This window comes from Mesorhizobium sp. M7A.F.Ca.CA.004.12.1.1, assembly GCF_003997835.1.
GTDB lineage: Bacteria > Pseudomonadota > Alphaproteobacteria > Rhizobiales > Rhizobiaceae > Mesorhizobium.
Genome location: NZ_RZRK01000978.1, coordinates 1 through 2,040 on the forward strand (window position 1 = coordinate 1; position 2,040 = coordinate 2,040).

A 2,040-nucleotide genomic window follows, 5' to 3' on the forward strand; every position below is an offset into this window, starting at 1 on the left:
GATGCGCGCTGGTGGTTCGGCCATCCCGGCTCCGCGCAACTGCCGGAGCTCAAGCTGATCGGCGTCCAGGCGCTCGGCATGGGGCTTGGCACGCTTATTCGCCGTCTCGGCGCCGGTCCCGATATCGTCACCGGGCATGATTTCCGCTCCTATTCGCTGTCGATCAAACTGGCCCTGGTGTCCGGTTTGATGGCCGCAGGCGCACGGGTGAGGGACATCGGACTGGCGTTGTCGCCGATGGCGTATTTCGCCCAGTTCGCTTTGGATACGCCCTCGGTCGCCATGGTCACCGCTTCGCACAACGAAAATGGCTGGACTGGCGTCAAGATGGGTGCTGCGCGGCCGCTGACCTTCGGCCCGGAAGAGATGAGCGCGCTGAAGGCGATCGTGCTGGCAGGTGATTTCGATCTCGTCGGCGGCGGCTCCTACGATTTCATCCGCGACTTTCGCGCGACCTATCTCGACGATCTGACCCGCGACAAGCGCATCGCCCGAAAGCTGAAAGTGGTCGCAGCCTGCGGCAATGGCACCGCCGGCGCCTTCGCGCCGCGGGCGTTGCAGCGCATCGGCTGCGAGGTCATCGCGCTCGACGTCGAGCTCGACCATACATTTCCGCGCTACAATCCCAATCCCGAGGACATGCGGATGCTGCATGCCATCCGGGACAAGGTGCTGGCATCAGGCGCCGACATCGGCCTTGGCTTCGACGGCGATGGCGACCGCTGCGGCGTCGTCGACAATGAAGGCAATGAAATTTTTGCCGACAAGGTCGGTGTGATGCTGGCAAGGGATATTTCCAGCCGGCATCCCAACTCGACCTTCGTCGTCGACGTCAAATCGACCGGCCTGTTCCATACCGACGCAATGCTGCGCGCCAATGGCGCCGTCGCTGACTATTGGAAAACCGGCCATTCCTACATCAAGCGCCGCGTCGCCGAACTCGGTGCTGTCGCCGGTTTCGAAAAGTCGGGTCATTTCTTTTTCAATCCGCCGATCGGGCGCGGATATGACGACGGGCTGGTCACTGCCATCGCCATCTGCCAAATGCTGGATCGCAGCCTGGGCAATTCGATGGCCGATCTTTATCGCGCCCTGCCGCTGACCTTCGGCACGCCGACCATGTCGCCTCACTGCGCGGACGACGTGAAGTATGGCGTTGTCGAGCGGGTGGTTGCCGACTTTCGGGCCATGAAGCGGGATGGAATGGTTTTCGCTGGCCAGAAGATCGCAGACCTCATCACCGTCAACGGCGTGCGCGTCGTCGCCGACGACGGCACCTGGGGGCTGGTGCGCGCCTCATCGAACAAACCGGAACTGGTCGTGGTGGTCGAAAGCCCGGTGTCGTCGCAGCGTCGACGGGAGATGTTCGAGGCTGTCGACGCCGTGCTGCGCCGCAGCCCCGAGGTGGGCGCCTACAACCAGACCTTTTGAATGGTAGTTGAATGACCGAGCGGATTGTCAGTTTTGTCATGAGCGGCGGCGTCGGCTCGAGGTTGTGGCCGCTGTCGCGCGAGGACAACCCCAAGCAGTTCCACGATCTGTCCGGCGATGGCTCGATGCTGGCCAAGACCTTGCGTCGGCTGACGGCCCGGCCGGAAGGCGAAACGCCGATCTTCCTGATCGCCGCGGAGCGCCATGCTGATCGCGTTCACGCCGATCTTGCTGGTCTCGACCTGGCCGGCGGCGGTCCGCTGTTCGAGCCGACCGGGCGCAACACAGCCGCCGCCGTCGCACTGGCGACGCTGCGCACGCTGTCCGAATTCGGTGACAGCCTGGTGCTGGTGATGCCGTCGGATCATGAGATATCGACCCCGCGCCAATTCTGGCATAGCGTCGAAGCCGGCACCGAGGCAGCGCGTAGTGGACGGCTGGTGGTGTTCGGCATCAAGCCGACACAGCCCGAGACCGGCTACGGCTATATCGAGGTCGCGGCCGAAAGCGGCGGCACCTTCGATGTGTCGCGCTTCGTCGAAAAGCCGGATATTGAGACTGCGCAAAGCTATCTCAAGGCCGGAAATTTCTACTGGAACACCGGTATCT

General features: G+C 63.1%; 2 protein-coding genes. Both read left to right on the forward strand.

Annotation, left to right across the window (positions count from 1 at the left end):
* The coding region (locus tag EN984_RS32505; RefSeq protein ID WP_164765826.1) for a phosphomannomutase/phosphoglucomutase at nucleotides 1-1,431 on the forward strand (1,431 nt) is incomplete at its 5' end.
* 11 nt (nucleotides 1,432-1,442) lie between these two features.
* A partial coding sequence (locus tag EN984_RS32510) for a sugar phosphate nucleotidyltransferase (RefSeq protein ID WP_164765827.1) occupies nucleotides 1,443-2,040 on the forward strand: 598 nt, incomplete at its 3' end.